4 protein-coding genes are annotated in these 3,176 nt (G+C 62.1%); all 4 read right to left on the bottom strand.

Features of this window, described 5'->3' with window-relative positions; all coding sequences use genetic code 11:
- Positions 1-97: 97 nt before the first annotated feature.
- Entirely contained in the window at positions 98-1,054 is a 957-nt protein-coding gene (gene cmoB / locus BBF94_RS26900) for a tRNA 5-methoxyuridine(34)/uridine 5-oxyacetic acid(34) synthase CmoB (protein ID WP_065261939.1), read from the bottom strand.
- On the bottom strand, positions 1,051-1,758 hold the full coding sequence (gene cmoA, locus BBF94_RS26895; protein WP_263970173.1) for a carboxy-S-adenosyl-L-methionine synthase CmoA: 708 nt from the start codon (positions 1,756-1,758) through the stop codon (positions 1,051-1,053). The genes cmoB and cmoA overlap by 4 nt, the downstream gene beginning before the upstream one ends.
- Positions 1,759-1,982: 224 nt before the next feature.
- On the bottom strand, positions 1,983-2,618 hold the full coding sequence (locus BBF94_RS26890) for a lysoplasmalogenase (RefSeq protein WP_176704516.1): 636 nt from the start codon (positions 2,616-2,618) through the stop codon (positions 1,983-1,985).
- Positions 2,619-2,620: 2 nt separating this feature from the next.
- Positions 2,621-3,013, bottom strand: a complete 393-nt coding sequence (locus BBF94_RS26885) for a protease inhibitor I42 family protein (protein WP_065261936.1) — start codon at positions 3,011-3,013, stop codon at positions 2,621-2,623.
- Between the last annotated feature and the right edge of the window lie 163 nt (positions 3,014-3,176).

Genomic DNA, 3,176 nt, shown 5'->3' with positions numbered 1-3,176 from the left:
CTGCTCGCGATCGCGGTCTGGCATTCAATACTTCGGTGCCTGTCAGATCCAATCGCGAGCAGGCTCGCTCCCACAGTTTTTTGAGCGTTCGGAAAAATTATTTCTTCGCGACGATTACGGCCCGCATCGGCGCCGGCAGTCCTTCGATGGTCTTGCTGTGATCTTCCGGATCGAGAAAGTCACTCAGCGACTGATACTTCATCCACTCGGTGCTGCGCTGTTCCTCGACCGTGGTGAAACTCACATCCACGCAACGCACATCGCTGAATCCGGCGCGTCGCAGCCACAGTTCCAGCGCTGGCACCGACGGCAGGAACCATACGTTGCGCATCTGTGCGTAACGATCTTCCGGCACCAGCACCTGATGCTTGTCGCCTTCGACCACCAGCGTCTCCAGCACCAGTTCGCCACCCTTCACCAGGCAATCCTTCAGCGCCAGCAAATGCTCGATCGGCGAGCGGCGGTGATAGAACACACCCATGGAAAACACCGTGTCGAAGCCTTCCAGATTCGGCGGCAAGTCTTCGAACGGGAACGGCAAATGCCAGGCATTCGGCTCCGACAGGTAGCGCTGCACCGCCTGGAACTGGCAGAAGAACAGCCAGTTCGGATCGACGCCGATCACACTGTCGGCACCGGCGCCGAGCATGCGCCACATGTAGTAGCCATTGCCGCAGCCGACATCGAGGATGCGCTTGCCTTTCAGATCCAGATGCGGAGAAACCCGCGACCATTTCCAGTCCGAGCGCCACTCGGTATCGACGTGCACGCCGAACAGATCGAACGGCCCCTTGCGCCACGGCGACAGGCCCATCAGCGCGGTGCGCATCTGTGCGCGGGTTTCGTCGTCGCAATCGGTGTCCAGTTTCAGGCCATCGAGCAGGTCGACTTCGCTCGGCCGGATTTTCGGCAGGGCGTCCAGCGCACTTTGCCAGCGCTCCAAATCGCCGTGGCCTTTCTCCATTTTCCGGTCGAGCTGCACTTGCAGGGTGTTGGCCCATTCGGCCAGCGGTGTGCCGGCCAGACGGCGGGCGAGGGGAGACAGATCAATCATGGCAAGGCAATCAACGAGGCAAAGTTAAGGCACTGGAACCACGGCACGACTTTCGAGAACCCGGCGGCCAGCAGGCGCTCGCGGTGTTCTTCGAGGCTGTCGGGCTTCATGACGTTTTCGATGGCGCTGCGCTTCTGGGCGATTTCCAGTTCGCTGTAGCCGTTGGCGCGTTTGAACGCGACGTGCAGGTCGGTCAGCAGTGCGTGTTCATCGGTATCGTTGAAGCGCAGCTTCTCCGACAGGATCAGCGCGCCGCCCGGCAGCAACGACTGGCGAATGCGCGACAGCAACGCCGTGCGCTGCTCCGGGGCGATAAATTGCAGGGTGAAGTTCATCGCCACCACCGAGGCCGGTTTGAAATCGAGGGCGAGGATGTCACCTTCGATCACCTCGACCGGCAACAACTCCTGGAACATCGAGTCCTGACCATTGAGGTATTCGCGGCAGCGCTCGACCATCGCTGCGGAGTTATCCACCGCGATCACCCGGCAACCGTCAGTGCGCACGTGACGCCGCAGGGCCTGAGTCACGGCACCCAACGAGGCGCCGAGGTCATAGAGCACGCTGTCGGGCTGTGCGAACTGCGCCGCGAGCACGCCTACGTTCTCGACGATGGTCGGGTAACCTGGCACCGAGCGCTTGATCATGTCCGGGAATACCCGCACCACGTCCTCGTTGAAGGCGAAGTCAGGCACCTGGGCCATCGGCTGGGCGAAAATGCGATCGGGTTCTTTGCTCACGGCGGTTCCGGCGGTGTCGATGAAAAGGCCGGCATTTTAGCCAAACTGGCGCGGGGATGCGCGGGTTGTCTGATAAACCGCCGGAGTGTTGCCGGACCTGCTTTGACAGAAACATGGCCTTCGCGAGCAGGTTCGCTCCCACAGGGGATCGCGGTCTACCTGTGGGAGCGAGCCTGCTCGCGAATAAGTCAGCGCGGTTTCTGAGAGAACGCCGAAGCGGCAATACCCCACTGCCCGAGCCAGTAACTGAGGATGATGACGTACGGCGCGGCGTGGAACGGTGAGACAAACCGGTCGATGCCGATCACGCTGTCAGAGAACACGAACGCCACCGCACCGCCGGCCGCGAGCAACGCCGATCGTTGCGGTACGCCGCTGCCGAGGCGAGCCAGGGCGCGCCAGAGCATGGCGCTGATGGCTGTGCCGTAGACGATCACCGGTACGGTCAACGGTCCGAGTCCGCTGCTGATCAATATGCCCAACAGCACGGCGCCAAGGCCAACGGCCAGCACCAGCGGCAACACGGCCGGACGCCGGCAATCGCTGAGATAGGCCTTGAGGTACGCCAGATGCGCGACCAGAAACGCACCCAGGCCAAACACGAACAGATCCCCCGGCCACGCCAGCAGCACATCGCCAAGCAAAGAGAAAATCAGGCCCAGACTGATCCAGCGGCGATAGTCACTCGGCGGCGCATCATGCAGCCAGCCCAGCAGTGCCAGCACCGGCAACGGTTTGACCAGCAGACAAAGCAGCGCCGCATGAGTGCTGACGCCATAGAGAAAAGTCGCTGCGCCCATCAGCGCGAGGATCAGCCAGCCCACGATCAGTTCACCGAGATCGCGCAGTCGAAGGTTTCCACCGGCTCGACTTCAGGCTCCCAGGGTTGCTGCGATGTCAGGCGCAGGCGCCCCGTGCCGGTGGCAAAGGCCTGGAAGCGCCACGTAGAGAAACCGCCTGAGCCGACCATGCCGGAGTCTTTCGGACTGCTGTAAACCTCGGGGCTCAGTGCACGCAGTACGCCGCCGGCCGAGTCTTGAATGGCCCAGCGGTAGCCGGTGGTGGGGTTGCTTGGGAGCATGACGGTGAGGTTCTGGCCGTTGGTCAGCCGCACCGGGCATTCGCTCTGTTTTTCCACGGTCACGTTGGTGTTCGGTTGCGTGGCGCAGGCGGCCAGCAGGGCGAGGGACAGGGGGACAAACAGGCGAGTGGGGGACATGGATTCAGTGGCTCCGGCGTTGGCGACGAACGGCGAGCATAACTGAAGATGAGACAAAGTGTGACAGCCGGGGAGGCGTCGTTTGTGACGACGCCTTCGCGAGCAGGCTCGCTCCCACAATGGTCCGTGACGAACACATACCTTGTGCTGCTCGCCAAAAAAA

Origin of the sequence: Pseudomonas bananamidigenes (assembly GCF_001679645.1) — a bacterium.
Lineage (GTDB): Bacteria > Pseudomonadota > Gammaproteobacteria > Pseudomonadales > Pseudomonadaceae > Aquipseudomonas > Aquipseudomonas bananamidigenes.
This window is presented reverse-complemented; position numbering and strand designations above follow the sequence as displayed.

Coding starts and splice junctions, on each gene's coding strand:
- cmoB (WP_065261939.1), bottom strand. CDS start 1,054: ATGATTGATCTGTCTCCCCTCGCCCGCCGTCTGGCCGGCACACCGCTG.
- cmoA (WP_263970173.1), bottom strand. CDS start 1,758: ATGGCCCAGGTGCCTGACTTCGCCTTCAACGAGGACGTGGTGCGGGTA.
- BBF94_RS26885 (WP_065261936.1), bottom strand. CDS start 3,013: ATGTCCCCCACTCGCCTGTTTGTCCCCCTGTCCCTCGCCCTGCTGGCC.